This window comes from Serratia sp. CY27727, assembly GCF_052169275.1.
Taxonomy (GTDB): Bacteria; Pseudomonadota; Gammaproteobacteria; order Enterobacterales; family Enterobacteriaceae; genus Serratia; species Serratia sarumanii.
Window position 1 is genome coordinate 19,759 of sequence record NZ_JBJNLB010000006.1, and the last position, 15,125, is coordinate 34,883.

Below are 15,125 nucleotides of genomic sequence, written 5' to 3' on the forward strand. Positions count from 1 at the left end.
ATGAGCCCATTGAAAGCCGGTGACACAGCGCCGAAATTTAGTTTGCCTGACCAGGACGGTGAGGAAATTAATTTGGCCGACTTCCAGGGACAGCGAGTTTTGGTTTACTTCTATCCGAAGGCGATGACGCCGGGCTGCACCGTGCAAGCCTGCGGCCTGCGGGACAACATGGACGAATTGAAAAAGGCCGGCGTCGAAGTGCTGGGCATCAGCACCGACAAACCGGAAAAACTGTCGCGCTTCGCCGAAAAGGAGCTGCTCAACTTCACGCTGTTGTCTGATGAAGATCATCAGGTGTCGCAACAGTTTGGCGTGTGGGGCGAGAAAACCTTCATGGGCAAGACCTACGACGGTATTCACCGCATCAGTTTCCTGATCGATGGCAAAGGCAAGATTGAAAAAGTGTTTGATGATTTCAAAACCACCAATCACCACGACATCGTTTTGAACTACCTGCAGCAGTAAATCTCACGAAGCGCAGCGGCCTGCTGCGCTTCGTTATTCCCTCTCAGCCGGCCTCGTCTTCCACCTCGACCCGCAGTTCATCCGGCCAGGCGTGAATCACCGCCTTCACCAGCGTCGCCAGCGGTATGGCGAAAAACACCCCCCAAAAGCCCCACATCCCGCCGAACACGATCACAGAAAGGATAATCACCAGCGGATGCAGGTTGACCGCTTCGGAGAACAGGATCGGCACCAGCAGGTTGCCGTCCAGCCCCTGCACCACCAGATAGGCGACGATCAGCGTCCAGAAATCGGCGCCGACGCCCCACTGGAACAGCGCCACCACCACCACCGGTATGGTGACCAGCACCGCGCCGATGTAGGGGATCAGCACCGAGAAGCCCACCAGCACCGCCAGCAGCAGCGAATAGCGCATGTCCAGCACGGCGAACACCAGGTAGGTCGCCACGCCGACAATCACCATCTCCAGCACCTTGCCACGAATGTAGTTGGTGATCTGCTGATTCATCTCGTTCCAGACCTGCCCCGCCAGGCCGCGATTGCGCGGCAGCACGCGGCGCACCGCGTTCAGCAGCTGCTCTTTGTCTTTCAGCAGGAAGAACATCATCATCGGCACCAGGATCAGGTAGATAGCCAACGTCAGCAGGCCGACCAGCGACGCCAGCGAGAATTTCACCACCGATTCGCCCATGCCGGACAGCCGGCTGCGCAGGTTTTCCGCCATCATGTCGATGATGCCGGCATCCACCAGCGCCGGGTAACGCTTCGGCAGCGTCGCGGCGAAGTTATAGAACTGGTTGAGCATGCCCGGCAGATCGCTCATCAGATTGATGCCCTGTTGCCAGGCGGTTGGCGCGACGACGAACACCAGCAGCATGGCGACGCCCGCAAACACCAGCAGCATGATGCTCGCCGCCCAGGTGCGCGAACAGCCGATGCGCTGCAGGCGCGCGGTCGGCCATTCCAGCAGATAGGCCAGCACAATGGCGACCAGCAACGGGGTCAGAATGCCGTGCAGAAAATAGAGAATGAGGAAGCCGGCAACCAGGATCACCAGCAGCGCGATAGCCTGCGGATCGGTGAAGCGTCGGCGGTACCACTGTAATAACATCTCCAGCATCAGAGCGGGCTCCTCGAGGTTTGACGGGCGGGCATGGCGATTCCTGTGATGGGCGTGATTAAAGCATAGATAGAACGGGCGCACGCGAGGTGTGCAAAGCACTCAGAGTACTCAAAGTTCGCCATACATCAACCGCAATTTGGCTGATTTTATCGCGTGGGCAGGCGATCGGCGCAAAAATCCGCAGACGCGGCGACAGGCGCGGTGAGCGGCCCCGAACGGGGCCGCGGAAGATTACAGCGAGGTACCGATAGAAAGGGGCGAACCGACCGCCAATGCGAACAACAGCACACAGCCAATCGCGATCGCCGCCGCCAGATCATTTTTCATTGTCCCATCCCCTGATGCTTAAACGGGTTATCGTCACGAACTCTGTCGGTTCTTGCGTTGCGGCCTTTTCTGATGCACGTCATTAAAAACCCCCGCCGCAGCGGGGGAGAAAACGTTCTGGTGCATCAAGTGTTACAAGGAGGTCATGAGGGATTGCTAACCCTAAATGACTATTTCAAGCTAGGATTATTCCCAGAGCATGGCAAGCGATCGCGTCGAGGTTATCCGCACTTTGAGATAAACCTCATAAAAAAATCCCGCACGGCAGCGGGATGAAGGGATGATAACGTCATGAATTTTTTATGCGGACAATGAGGCGGTATTGTCGTCATTTGGCGACAATACCGCGCCGGCACGGCGGTCACAAGGGAAATTTGGCCACGGTGAGGAAATCAGAATTTCGCCACTGCACGCGATCGTGGGCCCGCCAGCATCAACGAAAAAATGAGATTTTCGTCAGACAGCCGCCGGGCAAAAACCGGTAGCATGGCCGATATCATCCCAAACGCCGTAGGGGAAAAAAGATGAACAGCAAACCGTGTGAATTTGATGAAGCCATCTGTCTGGCGATCGGGCGTGGCGTTTGCGAAGTCGTGAAGATAGGGGATGAAATCAGCGTCTTCTCCCTGCTGGAAGCCATCGAGAGCTTCATCGAACGGCAGGCGCTCAGCGAAAGCGAAATCGCGGCGGCGGACGACGCGCTGGATCTGATCAGCGTGCTCACCCATCGGTCATAGTGAAAAACGATCCCCCGGTGACGAAGAAACCGGCGCCCCATCACATGTGGGCCGCCGTCGTTTCTGTATCGCTTAGAAGTCGTAAGTTACCGACGCTTTCAGCGTTCTCGCCTGTCCCTGGAAGACGTAAGTGCCATTGCTTTCTACGCCGGACCAATACTTCTCGTTCGTGACGTTGTCCAACCCCACACGCCATACCAGCGTATTTTGATCCTCATTCAAACGCATGCGATAGCGAAGGCCGAGATCCAGGGTCGTGAAACTATCGAGCTTTTTGGTATTGGCGGAGTCGGCATATTGCGAACCGGTATGCCGCACTTTCGCCGTCGCCGTCAGGCCATCGACCGGCCTGATATCGTATTCCGCCCCCAGCACCGCGTAGAAGTGCGCTACGCCGATAGCGTCTTTGCCATCGTTACGGCCGCCCTGGGTTTTGGTCAGCTCGGGCGAAAGCCAGGTAGCGCTGCCGTTAAGGCGCAGGCCGAAGGCCGGTTCGCCAAATACATTCAACTCCACGCCGCGGTTACGTTGCTCGCCGTTCAACGTGTAGTAGTTGTTGCTGTCGATCATGGTGGCCGGCTTTTTGATTTCAAACAGCGCCAACGAGCCGCCCACGCGTTCGAAATCAACTTTCACGCCCACTTCATTTTGCTTGGAACGGGCGATACCGGTACTCTGCCCGAAGTTAGCCGCCTCTTTCGGCGCAATGCCGCCAGGCTGCAACGCCTCGGTATGGTTGGCATAAAGCGACACCGTTTCCCACGGCTTGTAGACCAGCCCGAACGTCGGCATCCAGCGGCTTTGCGTATAACGGGAGGCGGTATCCTCCAGGCCGGTGGCGTTGCTGTAATTACGCACCACCACTTTCTGATGGCGCGCCGCCGCCGTTAACAACACCCGGTCGCCGAAAAAGCCCAACGTATCGCTGAACAACCAGCCCTGCGTCCGGTTACGCGCCGTGGTCAGCGGATCGCTGTAGTTGCCGCCGAAATAGGCGTTGTCCGGTATTGCGACATCATGGTTATCGTAGATATTGGTCGTCGGATTGTTGGCGGACATGCGCCACGCGGTTTTGTCGCGTTTAATCTGCGCGGAATAGCCGACGTTGACCCGATGCGAAACCGCCCAGGTCGTGAACTTGCCCTCAAGCCCCGCCATGCCGCTGAAAGCGTCGATAATGCGGTTGGTGTCCAGGCGCCCAACCGTGGCGTCGCCGTTGGCGTTGATGAGCTTCGGTGCGCTGTAAACACCGGTTTCATGGCCATGCTGCGCGCCCAAGCCGGCATAGGCCTTCCAGTCGCGGGTTAAATCATATTCCGCTTTCGCCATGCCGAATTCGTTCTCGATATCGCTGTAGCCCCACTGCTGACTGTAATTTTTACGGGTGTCAGGCACCGCGGGTATCACATCGATGCCGCTGATGTTGACCCCCATCGTTCCCCCATGGAAGGTCTTTTTCTGATAACCGAAGTCCAACGATGAACGGAAACGATCGCCGCGATAGTCCAGCCCAACCGATGCCAGCGTCGTGCGCCGCTTATCATCCTCAACCGCCGTTTCACCCTCACGGTGCACCAGGTTGACGCGAGCGCCAAACTGGTTGTCGTCACCAAAACGGCGGCCCAGATCCAGCGTGCCGCCCACCTGAGAATCGGAGGTGTAGTCGAGGCCGATCTGGGTGGTCGGCGTTTCTTCCGCCCGCTTCGGTTCAAGATTGATCATGCCGCCAACGCCGCTGGAAGCCAGGCCGTTCAATAGGGCGTTCGCCCCTTTGAAGATCTCCACCCGCTCCAGCATCTGGGTATCCATCACCTGGCGCGGCACCACGCCCGGCAGCCCGCCCATCGTCATGTCGTCGCCGTCCAGTTGGAAACCGCGGATACGATAGGTTTCGGCGAAGTTACCGTACCCCTGCACCGCCTGTACACCCGCGTCGTTGCTGACCACGTCGGCGATGGTCTTCGCCTGCTGATCCTGTACCAGCTTCGCGGTATAACCTATGACGTTGAACGGAACGTCCATCGCTTTCTGTTCGCCCAACATTCCCAGGCGGCCGCCGTGGGCGACCTGTCCATCCAGGTAGGCGGGAACCAAATCATTGCCGCCGGAGTTGAAATCGCCGTGTTTTTCGGCCCGGACAACCAGGGTGTCCTCCTGGCTTTTCTTGGCGTCGCCGTCTGCGGCCAGCGCCCCCTGGCTCAGCGCGCCAATAGTCAGCGCCAGCAGCGTTTTACGTAAAGGGAAATTCGTTGTACTGGTGTTGTGCATAATTCACTCATGAATGAGGATAAAAGTTAAATGGCCCGTCGCCGGGCCGATGGGGCTTATTTATTCAACGCGATGCGAACCACGCTGTCCGGCCCCTGAGTGGAATGATCTTTGTTAAACGGCTGTTTGACCGTAACGAACAATGTCTGGCCGTCTGCCGACAGCAGCAAGCTGTTTGGATTCGGCGGCAGCGGCCAGCGCTGTTTCACCGCATAGGTCGTCGCATCCAGGCTCAGCACATTGCCGGATTCACGCTGCGAGATGTAAATTTCGTTGCGCCGTGGATTGAAAACGACAGCCAAAGAGTCGCCCACATCAAGCCGCTTCAATAACTTCCCGGTGTGAATATCCAAGACCAGCGTGGTCTTCGCCTTGGAGTTGTCGGTGACGAACAAACGACCGGTAGCCTCGTCCTCCGCCATATTGAGCAGCAGTGCGGGTTGGTCTCCCAACGGTTTCCAGCGTTTTTCGATGCGGTTGGAACGCGGGTTGATCACCAGGATCTCGCCGCTGCCATTGGCGGCATACACGCGTTGGGTCTGTTCGGAGTAATGCAGGCCGGTCATCCATTTGCCGGTATTTTTAATGCGCGTTTTCAGCTTGAGCGATTCAGCGTCAACCACCCAAATTTGCGCCGGGTCGGCCACCGCCCCCACATACAGCGTGTTGTCGTGAGCCAGAATTTGGCGCGCACCATACGGCAACCCTTTCTCATTGCGCTCGCTGAACAGCAAACGCCCTTTCACCTTACCGTCGGCGGCGCCGATTGCGCTGATGCCGCCGTCCAGCGAATTGCTGACATAAAGGGTTTTCCCATCCGCAGCGGCCTGCATGGCGAAATTTTTCAGATCGGTATGCGTCGTGCCAAGGGTTTTCAGGGTCTTGGCGTCCAGCTTATAGACCACGCCACCCTGTACATCTTTAAAACTTTCGGCGCTGGCGACGTACAGCGCATCTCCCCCTGGCGTCAGCGCCATTTCATACAAGCCATAAGCCAGTTGGCGTTTGACGACGCTGTCGGATTGCGCCGCTTGCGCCAGAGGTTGCACGGCAGGGGAAGAGGAAGAGGTTTGGTGCGGCGTGCAGCCGCTGAGCGCCATCCCCGTCAGCAGGGCGAGCACAGAGGTTTTCATTTTCATCGGGGAAATCCTTGACCATTCAAAACGGTGTTTACGGCGGGCTCTGCAGTTTAGTTTTGAGCTTTCTCATCACGAGAAATGAGCGCCACCGCGCGTCTCAGTGTTTCCCTGTGAATCAACTATCACGCTAATGCAGGCTAATAACTCCTTCATGCGCCCGCGAACAACAAAGAGAATGAGAAACATACTCATTATTATTTACGCAATCAAGCGTAATTATTTTCCTTCCTTCTCTAAAAGTCATGGTGACATCTCGTATTATCAAAACCAATACGCCAGCTATCGATCCCGGTGCCGCGCATGGTTATCTCGCCTTACACCGTCGATAAACGGCCTCACCCTGCGTACAGGCACTTAACAACGAGCGAGCAGACAACAGGAGAAGCCCCCTCATGACAACCCCTGCCCCACGGGAGTGGCAGCGTGCGGACTATCTCGTCAGCACCGATCCCGCTCTGCTGGATCTCGATGCCATCCATGCATTTCTGACCCGTTCGTCATGGGCGGAAGGCATTGATAAAGAGACCGTCCGCCAGTCCCTCGCCCACAGCCTGTGTTTCGGTTTGTATCACGGCGCCAGGCAAATCGGGTTCGCCCGGCTGGTTACCGATTACGCCACTTTCGGCTATCTGTGTGACGTGTACGTGCTGGAAACGTACCAAAAAAGCGGGCTGGGTCTGTGGCTGGCGGAATGCTGCCAGGCCCATCCGCTGATGGCGACGCTGCGGCGAGTCATGCTGGTCACCAGCACCGCCCCCTGGCTCTATGAAAAAGTGGGCTATAGCGCCATCAACCGCCCCGACTTTGTCTGGCAGATCGCCCGGCCGGACATCTACCGACGATAGGTGTTTTCGCTGACCAGGCGCTATTTCAGCGCCTGCTCGGCCAGCAGCCCGAGGGCGATGACGATCATCGCCGCGCCGGAGATGCGCCCCACCACCTTCGCGGCCTGTGGGCGCGTGCGCAGTACCGACTGCGATCCGAATCCCACCAGCAGATACACCAGGCCGCAGCTGATCAAATGCACGACGCCCAACGCCAGCATCTGCATCGGCACCGACCATTCGGCCCGGGCGTCGGTAAACTGCGGCAGCAGCGCCAAAAACAGCAGAAACACCTTGGGGTTCAGGCCGCTGACGCACACGCCCTTGCCGGCCCAGCGCAGCCAGGAATCGGAACGCTGATCTTCACCGGCGCCGGGCACCGGCGGGTGCAGCAGCATGTTGCAACCGATCCACAAGAGGTAAGCCGCTCCCAGCAAGGTAAGCGCCGTCAGCGCCAGCGGGTTGCCGACCAGCAGCGCGCCGACGCCCGCCACTACGATCGCAATCATCAATAAATGGCCAAACAGCAAGCCGGCGACGGCGGGCACCACCACCCGGCCGCGAATGCCCGCCGAGATCACATAGGCCCAATCCATACCCGGCGTGATCACCAACAAAATCGATACCGCCCAAAAAGCGGCGAACAGAGCGAGCGTCATACCGCCGCCCTCTCAAACGCGCTGCGCCACACTGAACAGAGAACCATTGCGCTTTCCTCGTGGAAGAAGAACGGCCCCGCCTGCCGCGACGGCCGTCAAAACCGTTCAACAGATGGCAAGAATATCCTCAAGGGATTAAAATGTGCTTTCAATTACTTGCCTGAAATCGGCATAAGAGGGGAAATTCTTCTAAATGGATAAGATTGATCGCAAGATTCTTGCTGAACTGCAGGCCGACGGCCGTTTGTCGGTGACCGAGCTGGCCGAGCGGATCGGGTTGAGCGTATCCCCCTGCCACCGCCGGGTGCGGACGTTAGAGGAATCCGGGGTGATCAGAGGTTACCGCGCCCAGCTCGACCCCGGCAGCCTGGGCTATAACTTTTCCGCCCTGGTGTTCGTCACCATGCGCGAAGGCGATCGCCGCGCCGTTGAAACCTTCGAAAACGCCATGATGGACATTCCGCAGGTGGTGCAGGCGCAGCGGCTGTTCGGCGATCCCGACTACCTGCTGCACGTGATCGCCCGAGATCTGCCCGCCTTTCAACAGCTTTACGACGAGAAACTCTCCGCTCTGCCGGGCGTGCAGCGCCTGAGCTCCACGCTGGTGATGAAGACCGTGGTGCCGGAGCGCTCGTTCCTGCCGCTGGGAAAATGACGATGGGAGCGTTGCCGCTCCCGTTTTGACTTCTTTAAGGCACAATCACGAAATCCGGATTGGCTACGGCGAACAGCGCCTCGCGATCCGCCGCCGGTGGATAAATCCACTGCGTATTGATCTCCTGCTTAATCTTTTTGCCTTCCTGACGGGTAAAACGCACCTGGCGATCCCAGCCTTCGGTATACAGCGCGCCCCAGGGCCCCAGATCCAGACAGGTCACATACTTCGGCTGGCTGTACGGGTGCGTCGGCAATCCCGCCAGCTCCGCCGCCGCATTGTGGCCGGCCACGCGGCCAAGACTCATCGCATGCTGGCAAGTCATCAGGTTGTGGTTGCCGAGATCGTCGGTCGCCGCCTTCACCGTATCCCCGGTCACGAAAATGCCCGCCGCCGCCGGCGCGCGCAGGAAGGCGTCGCCGATCACCCGGCCGCTGCCGTCGCGCTCGCCGGGGATCTGCTCGGTCAGCGGATGCGCCCGCACGCCCGCCGCCAGGATCACCGTGTTGGCGGCGATGCGCTCACCGTTCGACAGCATCACCCCCTCGGCGTCGATGGCCGAGACGCGCAGGCCGGCCCGCGCTTCCACGCCGCACTCCGCCAGCGCCTGGCGTATCACCGCCCCCGGCTCCGCCCCCATCCCGGCGCCCACTTCCGGCGCGCTATCGACGATCACCACGCGCACGTTCTCGTCTTTGCCCAGCACATCCCGTAGCCGCTGCGGCATCTCCGCCGCGCTCTCCAGCCCGGTCAGCCCCGCACCCACCACCACGGCGGTGTTGCGCGCCGGCGTCGACGGTTTGGCCGCCAGTGCTTTGATATGGGCATCCAAACGCTGCGCGCTTTCCAGCGTATCGACGTTGAAACCGTATTCGGCAAAGCCCGGCACCGCAGGCACGGAGAGCCGACTGCCGGTGGCCCACACCAGGCGGTCGTAGACCAGCTCAAGGGATTCCCCCGTCGCCTGCGCCACCGTGAGCGTCTTGGCGGCGGCGTCGATGCGCTCTACCGCCCCGGCCAGGTGGCGCACGCCGACGGCGGCGAGCTGCGCGGAAATGTCCGGGTTCATGTTTTCCAGCACCGCTTCATACAGGCGCGGCCGGATGGTGACCGTGGGCGTCGGTGAAACCATGAGCACCTCGATCTCGTCATGCTTACCGGCGATGTTAATGGCGCGCATGGCGGATACGGCGGCCCAAAAACCGGCAAAACCGGAACCGGCAATCACTATTTTCTGCGTCATGGGATGACTCCTTCATACAGGGTTAACCGGGCGATAAGGCTGCCCGCAAGTTTTCGGATGAACGATGCCGTTCCGCTCCCGTAACAGGGTGCAGAAGGCCCGCCCGCCCCTTCCGAAGAGGCGGGAAAAGTGTGTTTCGCTTTAAGGAAAGGTGGTGGTTAGGTCTTGGCGCGCGCCGTTTTGCCGCTGCGCGCGGTGCGTTCCGTCATGCGCTCGTCGAGCCAGAGGTTGACCTCACCGAAGAAGCCCTGCGGCGCCTTGCGGCCAAAGCGGGCCGCGACGGCGCCGAGGGTCTGCACCGCCAGCGCGTCGCGCATCGCTTTCTCCGCCTGCAGCATCACCGCGTGGATGGCACATTTGCCGGAAACCGCCCAATCCGGCGGGGAATCGTCGAACACCGCACAGCGCCCGCGCACCTCCTGGCAATCGAACAGCGGCTTGTGCCCTTCAATGGCGTCGATGATCTGCAGGAAGCTGATCTCGTCCGCCGGGCGCGCCAGACGATAACCGCCGCGCACCCCTTCACTGGCAGCGACGATCCCTGCCTTTTCCAGCTTGGGGAAAATCTTGGCCAGAAAGCTGGGGGAGATGCCCTGCAGTTCAGCGAGCTCGCGGCTGCTGAGCGCGCGCTGGTTATCGCCGACCAGCCACAGCAGGCAGTGGATGCCATATTCAACGCTGGTTGTGATGTACGCCATGTGTCCGTTTTCGACCGTCAATGAATCTTCAATAACGCAGACTATATGAGTCTGCGTTTCTCTTGTCAATAAAACACGGACAAAGTTGATCCGTGTTTTATTCAGAATGCATACCACCAGCGACGAAAAAACGCCCTTCAAAATGAAAAATAAAACTTTTTTGCCCGATCCGCGCCCGGCGAACGTTTCCTTGTCGCCTGCGGCTGACTATGATGTGATGGGTGCCGCCGCCGCGGTTTGTGAGCCGCCGCACTTTCGCGCGGATTGCGCCGCGGGAATAAAGAACTCTTGTCTGCTGCTGACGTCTTAGAAATGATTATTTAAGGGAAACGCCTGACTATGACCAACCGGTTGACCAAAACCGCGTTAGCGGTGCTGCTGCTCGGCACGCTGAACGCCACCGCCCTGGCGCCAGCACAGGCGGAAAGCCAGGATCAGTTGCCGGATATGGGCACCTCCGCCGGCGGCACCCTGAGCATCGGACAAGAGCTGGCGATGGGCGATTTCTACGTGCGCCAACTGCGCGCCAGCGCCCCGCTGATCAACGATCCGCTGCTGAGCCAGTACATCAACCAGTTGGGCAACCGGCTGGTGGCCAGCGCCTATTCGGTGCGCACGCCGTTCCATTTCTATCTGGTGCGCAACGACGAGATCAACGCCTTCGCCTTCTTCGGCGGCAACGTGGTGCTGCACTCCGCGCTGCTGCGCGTCAGCGACAACGAAAGCCAGCTGGCTTCGGTGCTGGCACACGAAATCTCGCACGTCACCCAGCGCCACCTGGCGCGCGCAATGGAAGATCAGCAGCGCAACGCCCCGCTGACCTGGGTGGGCGCGCTCGGCTCCATCCTGCTGGCGATGGCCAACCCGACTATGGGCATGGCGGCGCTGAGCGGCACCCTGGCCGGCACCCAGCAGGGCATGATCAGCTTTACCCAGTCGAACGAACAGGAAGCCGACCGCATCGGCATTCAGGTGCTGCAGCGCGCCGGATTCGATCCGGAAGCGATGCCCGACTTCCTGCAGAAGCTCTCGGATCAGTCGCGCTACGCCTCCAAACCGCCGGAAATGTTGCTGACGCACCCGTTGCCGGACAGCCGCCTTTCCGACGCGCGCAACCGCGCCAACCAGATGCCGAAACACATCGTGCAGTCTTCGCAGGATTACCTGATGGCCAAGGTGCGCGCACTGGGCATGTACAGTTCGGAGGGCTATGGCCTGAACGAAGAGCTGCTCGGCTCGCTCAGCAAGGGCAACGTGCGCGAACAGGCGGCCGCCAAATACGGCCGCGCCATCCTGTTCTATGAAGCGAAAAAATACGACGACGCGCGCAACATCATTCAGCCGATGCTGGCGCAGGATGCGAAAAACGTCTGGCTGATCGACCTGATGACCGACATCGATCTCGGCCAGAAACGCGCGCCGCAGGCCATCGCCCGGCTGCAGGCGGCCAACGCCGCCCAGAGCAACAACCCGGTGCTGCAGCTCAACCTGGCCAACGCCTATGTCGAAGGCAACCAGCCGGCGCAGGCCTCGAAGATCCTGAACCGCTACACCTTTGCCCATCCGGACGATCCGAACGGCTGGGATCTGCTGGCGCAGGCCAGCGCCGCCCAAGGGCTGCGCGATGAAGAACTGTCGGCCCGCGCCGAAAGCCTGGCGCTGACCGGCCGGCTCGATCAGGCCATCGGCCTGCTCAGCAATGCCAGCTCGCTGCAGAAACTCGGCAGCCTGAAACAGGCGCGCTACGATGCGCGCATCGACCAGCTGCGCCAACTGCAACAGCGCTTCCGCCAATACCAGCGCAGCTGATGCAACAAGGAATGAACGCCATGAAAAACGTCACGATTTACCACAACCCGCGCTGCTCCAAGAGCCGTGAAACCCTGGCGCTGCTGGAACAGCACGGCGTCGATCCCAAGGTGGTACTGTACCTTGAAACGCCCCCGTCGGCCGATGAGCTGAAAAAGCTGTTGAAGGAACTGGGCTTCACATCGGCGCGCGATCTGATGCGCAAGAAAGAAGACCTGTACAAGGAATTGAAGCTGGCGGACGACAGCCTGAGCGAAGAACAGCTGCTGGCGGCGATGACGGCGAACCCGAAACTGATCGAACGCCCGATCGTGGTGAAAGGCAGCAAGGCGCGCATCGGCCGGCCGCCGGAGCAGGTGCTGGAGATTTTGTAAACGGTCAACCCGCCTCTTATTGAGCCGTAACATACCAATAGCCCTGAACAGGGCTATTTTTAATTGTTTGTTATATAAATACTTTTCATCATCCTCAACTTCTCCTGTTGCTATGCTGCACAAATGCCGAGCCTCACGGCAAGACAGGCGTTGACAATCGTCAACACCCCCACTACCCTAATCGCATCACTGGACGAGCGATGAAAAAACACCCAGACAAGCATATCCAGGCGGCATTAGCTTACGCCCTTTCTCAGGGGTGGCATTTTCGCCCCAGCAAAGGGCACGCATTTGGACGACTGCATTGCGCCTTTGCCGGACATCAAGAACATATGATGAGCATCTGGAGCACGCCGAAAAATCCAGAGGTACATGCCAAACAGATTCGGCGCAAAGTCGATCACTGCCTGGCGCTGTCGCAGAAAAAATAACCGGAGAATCACCATGACGCTCTTTCATTTCTCATTGACGCTAGATGGAGTGACCGCGGATACCACCGGGTTGGAGGATGCGCTGCATGCAGCGGGATGCGATGACGCGCTGATCTGTTTCTACGGTAAAACCGTCTACCTGGAGTTCGATCGAGAAAGCGATAACTTTGCGCACGCGATTTGCAGCGCCATCAGTGATATTGAGTCTGCCAATATTGGCGCCAAGGTGATATCGGTAGACTCCAGCCTGGTGGGATTAAGCGATATTGCCGAGCTCACTGAACTGTCGCGTCAGGCGATCGCGATGCTAAAAGACGGGACTCGCGGCCCCGGCGGCTTCCCTTCTCCCATTCAACGGCTCGGCGGCACCTCACCGTTATGGCGCTGGGCTGACGTGGCGGCCTGGTTGGCGCAACAAGGGAAAATCGACCCACGGCTTGCAGACAATGCGCAGTGTCTGGAACATATCAATCTCGCTTTGCAACTGCGAAGCGATCGGCAACGCCAGCAGGTTGAGCACTACAGCTCCCTGCTGGAACATGCAGAAAAACAGGTTTGATGGCTCGCTACAGCCCCAGGATCTCTTTAACGAACGGGATGGTCAGCTTGCGCTGGGCGGTGATCGAGGCGCGATCGAGTTGATCGAGGGTCATAAACAGCGTGCGCATCTCGCGATCCAGCCGTTTCAACAGGAAGCGGCCCACGTCTTCCGGCAGCTCGAAGCCGCGCAGTTTGCCACGCAGCTGCAGCGCCAGCAGTTTCTCTTCGTCCGACAGCGGCTGCAGCTTGTAGATCTGCCCCCAGTCCAGGCGCGAAGCCAGATCCGGCAAACGCAGGTTCAGCTGGCGCGGCGGGCGATCTCCGGTGATGAACAAACGGGTGCGGCCGGTTTCCAGAATGCGGTTGTAGAGGTTGAAGATCGCCATCTCCCACTCTTCGTCGCCGGCGATGCATTCAATATTGTCGATGCAGACCAGCGCCAGCTGCTCCATGCCGTCCAACACTTCAGGCACGAAGTAGGCGCGCTTGTCGAGCGGCACATAGCCCACCGCCTCGCCCTTCTGCGAAAGCTCGGCACAGGCCGCATGCAGCAGATGGCTGCGCCCGCCGCCTTCACGCGACCAAAAATAGATATAGCTGCCATGTTCCTGACGGACGGCGGATTGGATCGCGGCTAATAGGGATGGGTTCTCGCCCGGATAAAAACTGGCGAAAGTTTCATCATCGGGAAGATAAAGTGGCAGTGAAAGCTGTGCCGGCGTATTCAGAGAAGCACCTCAACCAAAACTGGCAGAAAAACGTGGGCAGTTTAACACAGAAAACGGGCGCTGTTGAACCGGCAGGATCTTATGCCGCAATAGTGAGCAATGCCTAAGCGCCGCTTGATCGGCTGCGGTGTCCGCCAAGGCAAGAATTGTCCGATATCATTCCCTAACTCCATGCCTGCGCAGGTTAAATTTGTAATTTAAGTAAAATCTGACCTAGTATAGGTAGGCTAAATGCAATCACCATCAACAAGGTTTCTGCAAGGATATAGACGATGAAAGTATGGAATAAAGTGCTGTTGGCCTCCTTTATCGGGTTGTTGGTTGCCGGCTGTGATGACTCGTCCAAGGTTGACGCCAACCTGGATAAAGCCAAAGACAGCGCCGAGCAGATGAAAGACGCCGCCCAGAAAAAAGCGGACGATCTGACGGACAAGGCGAAAGCGACGGCAGATGAAATCAAAAAAGAGGCCGCCACCCAGGCAGACCAGCTGAAGGACAAAGCCTCGGCGATTAAAGATGAAGCCGCCAAACAGGCGGACGCCATCACCAACGACGCCAAGGCCAAAGCCGCCGCGATCAAAGACGACGCAGGCAAACAGAGCCAGCAGTTGGTGGATCAGGCTAAAGCCATCAAGAACGACGCCATCAACGGCGCCAACGATCTGACCGAGCAGGCCAAGGCCAAGACCGAAGCCATCAAGAGCAGCGCCGAAAACAAAGCGCAAGAGTTGAAACAAGAGACCGATGCGGCGGTGAACGGCAATACGCAGCCGGCCACCCAGCAGTAAGCTATTCTCAGCCACAAAAGAAAGGAGCAGTAAATGGGGATTATTTCCTGGATTATTTTCGGCCTGATCGCCGGTATTTTGGCTAAGTGGATCATGCCCGGCAAAGACGGCGGCGGCTTTATCCTGACCATCGTGCTGGGGATCATCGGCGCCGTGGTCGGCGGCTATATCAGCACCTTCTTCGGCTACGGCAAGGTTGACGGCTTCAACTTCGGCAGCTTTGTGGTGGCGGTCATCGGCGCTATCGTGGTGCTGTTCGTGTACCGCAAAATTCGCAGCTAATATGATATTGGGGGGCTGAGGCTCCCCCCTTTTTC

17 protein-coding genes are annotated in these 15,125 nt (G+C 58.8%); 10 read left to right on the forward strand and 7 right to left on the reverse strand.

Translation table 11 applies throughout. The features are described 5' to 3' along the window. On the forward strand, positions 1 to 465 hold the full coding sequence (bcp, locus tag ACJ8HB_RS15605; protein ID WP_033654587.1) for a thioredoxin-dependent thiol peroxidase: 465 nt from the start codon (positions 1 to 3) through the stop codon (positions 463 to 465). Between the two features lie 43 nt (positions 466 to 508). Here bcp and ACJ8HB_RS15610 read toward each other — a convergent pair whose 3' ends face one another. After that, a complete protein-coding gene (locus tag ACJ8HB_RS15610; RefSeq protein ID WP_033635501.1) occupies positions 509 to 1,585 on the reverse strand; it encodes an AI-2E family transporter in 1,077 nt (358 codons plus the stop codon). An 854-nt stretch (positions 1,586 to 2,439) separates the two neighbouring features. On the opposite strand from ACJ8HB_RS15610, the gene ACJ8HB_RS15615 reads away from it, so the two are divergent. Continuing rightward, entirely contained in the window at positions 2,440 to 2,652 is a 213-nt protein-coding gene (locus tag ACJ8HB_RS15615) for a hypothetical protein (RefSeq protein WP_033648813.1), read from the forward strand. Positions 2,653 to 2,724: 72 nt separating this feature from the next. On the opposite strand, the gene ACJ8HB_RS15620 is transcribed toward ACJ8HB_RS15615, so the two are convergent. Then, positions 2,725 to 4,920, reverse strand: coding sequence for a TonB-dependent receptor (locus tag ACJ8HB_RS15620; protein ID WP_094860003.1), 2,196 nt, complete (start codon positions 4,918 to 4,920; stop codon positions 2,725 to 2,727). Positions 4,921 to 4,976: 56 nt separating this feature from the next. Continuing rightward, positions 4,977 to 6,059 carry a YncE family protein gene (locus ACJ8HB_RS15625; protein WP_094860004.1) on the reverse strand — a complete coding sequence of 361 codons (1,083 nt, stop codon included), beginning with the start codon at positions 6,057 to 6,059 and terminating at the stop codon, positions 4,977 to 4,979. A 392-nt stretch (positions 6,060 to 6,451) separates the two neighbouring features. Between ACJ8HB_RS15625 and ACJ8HB_RS15630 the strand changes: the two genes are divergently transcribed. Beyond that, on the forward strand, positions 6,452 to 6,904 hold the full coding sequence (locus ACJ8HB_RS15630; protein ID WP_033635504.1) for a GNAT family N-acetyltransferase: 453 nt from the start codon (positions 6,452 to 6,454) through the stop codon (positions 6,902 to 6,904). A 20-nt stretch (positions 6,905 to 6,924) separates the two neighbouring features. Here ACJ8HB_RS15630 and ACJ8HB_RS15635 read toward each other — a convergent pair whose 3' ends face one another. Then, positions 6,925 to 7,542 carry a LysE family translocator gene (locus ACJ8HB_RS15635; RefSeq protein ID WP_033635505.1) on the reverse strand — a complete coding sequence of 206 codons (618 nt, stop codon included), beginning with the start codon at positions 7,540 to 7,542 and terminating at the stop codon, positions 6,925 to 6,927. Between the two features lie 193 nt (positions 7,543 to 7,735). On the opposite strand from ACJ8HB_RS15635, the gene ACJ8HB_RS15640 reads away from it, so the two are divergent. After that, positions 7,736 to 8,197 (forward strand): Lrp/AsnC family transcriptional regulator, encoded by a 462-nt coding sequence (locus ACJ8HB_RS15640; protein WP_041036238.1) that lies wholly within the window; start codon positions 7,736 to 7,738, stop codon positions 8,195 to 8,197. A gap of 34 nt (positions 8,198 to 8,231) precedes the next feature. On the opposite strand, the gene ACJ8HB_RS15645 is transcribed toward ACJ8HB_RS15640, so the two are convergent. Together ACJ8HB_RS15645 and ACJ8HB_RS15650 are read right to left on the reverse strand one after the other, a co-directional pair. Next, positions 8,232 to 9,440, reverse strand: coding sequence for an NAD(P)/FAD-dependent oxidoreductase (locus ACJ8HB_RS15645; RefSeq protein WP_094860005.1), 1,209 nt, complete (start codon positions 9,438 to 9,440; stop codon positions 8,232 to 8,234). A 158-nt stretch (positions 9,441 to 9,598) separates the two neighbouring features. Beyond that, positions 9,599 to 10,138, reverse strand: coding sequence for an RrF2 family transcriptional regulator (locus ACJ8HB_RS15650; protein ID WP_047571015.1), 540 nt, complete (start codon positions 10,136 to 10,138; stop codon positions 9,599 to 9,601). Between the two features lie 339 nt (positions 10,139 to 10,477). Between ACJ8HB_RS15650 and ACJ8HB_RS15655 the strand changes: the two genes are divergently transcribed. From ACJ8HB_RS15655 to ACJ8HB_RS15670, 4 genes are all read left to right on the forward strand, one after another. Then, positions 10,478 to 11,947, forward strand: a complete 1,470-nt coding sequence (locus ACJ8HB_RS15655) for a beta-barrel assembly-enhancing protease (protein ID WP_033635508.1) — start codon at positions 10,478 to 10,480, stop codon at positions 11,945 to 11,947. Positions 11,948 to 11,967: 20 nt separating this feature from the next. After that, a complete protein-coding gene (gene arsC / locus ACJ8HB_RS15660; RefSeq protein ID WP_033648817.1) occupies positions 11,968 to 12,321 on the forward strand; it encodes an arsenate reductase (glutaredoxin) in 354 nt (117 codons plus the stop codon). A 200-nt stretch (positions 12,322 to 12,521) separates the two neighbouring features. Beyond that, positions 12,522 to 12,752, forward strand: coding sequence for a hypothetical protein (locus ACJ8HB_RS15665; protein WP_033644019.1), 231 nt, complete (start codon positions 12,522 to 12,524; stop codon positions 12,750 to 12,752). Between the two features lie 13 nt (positions 12,753 to 12,765). Further along, complete coding sequence (locus ACJ8HB_RS15670; RefSeq protein WP_041036242.1) at positions 12,766 to 13,311, forward strand: helix-turn-helix transcriptional regulator; 546 nt, start codon at positions 12,766 to 12,768, stop codon at positions 13,309 to 13,311. A 7-nt stretch (positions 13,312 to 13,318) separates the two neighbouring features. On the opposite strand, the gene hda is transcribed toward ACJ8HB_RS15670, so the two are convergent. Next, a complete protein-coding gene (hda, locus tag ACJ8HB_RS15675; protein WP_025159568.1) occupies positions 13,319 to 14,020 on the reverse strand; it encodes a DnaA inactivator Hda in 702 nt (233 codons plus the stop codon). A 272-nt stretch (positions 14,021 to 14,292) separates the two neighbouring features. Between hda and ACJ8HB_RS15680 the strand changes: the two genes are divergently transcribed. Next, positions 14,293 to 14,808 (forward strand): hypothetical protein, encoded by a 516-nt coding sequence (locus ACJ8HB_RS15680; protein WP_060423957.1) that lies wholly within the window; start codon positions 14,293 to 14,295, stop codon positions 14,806 to 14,808. A 33-nt stretch (positions 14,809 to 14,841) separates the two neighbouring features. Further along, positions 14,842 to 15,090 carry a GlsB/YeaQ/YmgE family stress response membrane protein gene (locus ACJ8HB_RS15685; protein ID WP_033635514.1) on the forward strand — a complete coding sequence of 83 codons (249 nt, stop codon included), beginning with the start codon at positions 14,842 to 14,844 and terminating at the stop codon, positions 15,088 to 15,090. The last annotated feature ends 35 nt before the right edge of the window (positions 15,091 to 15,125 follow it).

Bases quoted from the DNA above. Each gene is read 5' to 3' on its own strand.
- ACJ8HB_RS15615 (WP_033648813.1), top strand. From the start codon at position 2,440: ATGAACAGCAAACCGTGTGAATTTGATGAAGCCATCTGTCTGGCGATC.
- ACJ8HB_RS15625 (WP_094860004.1), bottom strand. From the start codon at position 6,059: ATGAAAATGAAAACCTCTGTGCTCGCCCTGCTGACGGGGATGGCGCTC.
- ACJ8HB_RS15630 (WP_033635504.1), top strand. From the start codon at position 6,452: ATGACAACCCCTGCCCCACGGGAGTGGCAGCGTGCGGACTATCTCGTC.
- ACJ8HB_RS15670 (WP_041036242.1), top strand. From the start codon at position 12,766: ATGACGCTCTTTCATTTCTCATTGACGCTAGATGGAGTGACCGCGGAT.
- ACJ8HB_RS15665 (WP_033644019.1), top strand. From the start codon at position 12,522: ATGAAAAAACACCCAGACAAGCATATCCAGGCGGCATTAGCTTACGCC.
- ACJ8HB_RS15650 (WP_047571015.1), bottom strand. From the start codon at position 10,138: ATGGCGTACATCACAACCAGCGTTGAATATGGCATCCACTGCCTGCTG.
- ACJ8HB_RS15620 (WP_094860003.1), bottom strand. From the start codon at position 4,920: ATGCACAACACCAGTACAACGAATTTCCCTTTACGTAAAACGCTGCTG.
- ACJ8HB_RS15645 (WP_094860005.1), bottom strand. From the start codon at position 9,440: ATGACGCAGAAAATAGTGATTGCCGGTTCCGGTTTTGCCGGTTTTTGG.
- bcp (WP_033654587.1), top strand. From the start codon at position 1: ATGAGCCCATTGAAAGCCGGTGACACAGCGCCGAAATTTAGTTTGCCT.
- ACJ8HB_RS15610 (WP_033635501.1), bottom strand. From the start codon at position 1,585: ATGCTGGAGATGTTATTACAGTGGTACCGCCGACGCTTCACCGATCCG.
- ACJ8HB_RS15635 (WP_033635505.1), bottom strand. From the start codon at position 7,542: ATGACGCTCGCTCTGTTCGCCGCTTTTTGGGCGGTATCGATTTTGTTG.
- arsC (WP_033648817.1), top strand. From the start codon at position 11,968: ATGAAAAACGTCACGATTTACCACAACCCGCGCTGCTCCAAGAGCCGT.
- ACJ8HB_RS15685 (WP_033635514.1), top strand. From the start codon at position 14,842: ATGGGGATTATTTCCTGGATTATTTTCGGCCTGATCGCCGGTATTTTG.
- ACJ8HB_RS15640 (WP_041036238.1), top strand. From the start codon at position 7,736: ATGGATAAGATTGATCGCAAGATTCTTGCTGAACTGCAGGCCGACGGC.
- ACJ8HB_RS15680 (WP_060423957.1), top strand. From the start codon at position 14,293: ATGAAAGTATGGAATAAAGTGCTGTTGGCCTCCTTTATCGGGTTGTTG.
- ACJ8HB_RS15655 (WP_033635508.1), top strand. From the start codon at position 10,478: ATGACCAACCGGTTGACCAAAACCGCGTTAGCGGTGCTGCTGCTCGGC.